The organism is Streptomyces sp. UNOC14_S4 (assembly GCF_020740835.1).
GTDB lineage: Bacteria > Actinomycetota > Actinomycetes > Streptomycetales > Streptomycetaceae > Streptomyces.
This window is the reverse complement of the sequence record NZ_JAINFC010000923.1, coordinates 1-1,344: the sequence shown is the minus strand read 5'-3', so window position 1 is coordinate 1,344 and position 1,344 is coordinate 1. Positions and strand designations below refer to the sequence as shown.

General features: G+C 76.7%; 1 protein-coding gene and 1 pseudogene. Both read right to left on the bottom strand.

Annotated elements, in window-relative coordinates; genetic code table 11:
• Nucleotides 1-250, bottom strand: a pseudogene (locus K6I34_RS37045) (spermidine synthase-like protein); the annotation flags it as partial.
• Between the two features lie 56 nt (nt 251-306).
• The coding region (locus tag K6I34_RS37040) for a GTP-binding protein (RefSeq protein WP_229332403.1) at nt 307-1,344 on the bottom strand (1,038 nt) is incomplete at its 5' end.

Here is a 1,344-nt window from a genome sequence, read left to right as displayed (position 1 = left end):
GGGGCAGGGTGAGGGCCCCGCCGCCGAGGTGCAGGACGTCCAGCGGACGGCCGGGTTCCGCGGCGGTGTCCAGAACGTGCCCGATCCGCTGGGCGTACTCGAATTCGAGATGGGTCGGGTCGTCCAGGTCCACGTAGGACTGGGGCGAGCCGTCGACGGTGAGCAGCCAGGCCCGTCGCTCGTCCACGTCGGGCAGCAGCTTGGCGGTGCCCCAGTCCACGTCCCGGGTCACGGGTATCGGTTCGTCCACTCCCCTATTGTGCCGACCCGTCCCCGATGCCCGTGACCGCGCTCACCCTGTCGTGCTCACTCTGCCGTGGCCACCGTGCCCACGCCCACCGTGCGGCCGCCCTCCCGCACGGCGAACGGCAGCCCCGCGTCGAGGGGAAGGGCCCGGTCCAGGAGAACCGTGCCGGGGACCGTCGCGCCGGGCGGCACGGAGCGGTCCGGCCCGAGGACGAGGGTGCCGGGGACGTCGGCCGTACGGAAGTGGAAGCGGACCGGGCCGTCGACGCCACCGGCGCCACCGCTCTCCGGCGGCAGCAGCCGTACGCGGACGGGGCAGCGGCGCCGCGGTACGAGACTGCCGGGCGCCGCGACGACGTCGCCACGGCGCACCTCGTGGTGCGGCACGCCGGGCAGCAGCAGCGCGACGGTGTCGCCCGCCCGTGCCCCGGCCATGGGACGGCCGAAGGTCTCCAGCCCGGCGAGCGGGGCGACGCGGGGGCCGCCCGTGCCGCCGGCGATCTCCAGGCGGTCGCCCGGGCGGACGGCGCCGCGCTCGATGGTCCCCGCGACGACCGCGCCGCCCCCGGGGAGCGGAAGCACCCGCTCCACGGGCAGCAGGAAGGGTTCCCGTACGGGACGCCCGGGCGTCGGCACATAGGTGTCGACGGCGTCGAGCAGGGCCTCGACCGTGCCGGTCCAGCGTGGATCGCCCGCCAGCGCGCGCCGCGCCGAGACCCGGACGACCGCCGTGCGCTGTCCGTCGAAGCCGTGCGCGGTGAGCAGCGCGCGGGTGTCGAGCTCGACGAGCTCGGTGAGTTCGGGCCCGCCCGCCTCCGCCTTGGTGAGGGCGACGACCACGTGCCGTACGCCCGCCTGACGGGCGAGCAGGAGGTGTTCGGCGGTCTGCGGCCGGACGCCGTCGAGCGCGGAGACGACGAGGACGGCGCCGTCGAGCCCGGCCGCTCCGGCGATCATGTGCGGGATGTGGTCGGCCCGTCCGGGCAGGTCGGCGTGGGCGTAGTGGCGGGTGCCGGTCTCGTAGGCGACGTGCCGGACGCGGGAGGCGCAGCCGTCCGGGTCCTCCGGGCCGTCCGGAGCGCGGCCGTGGGCGGGTGC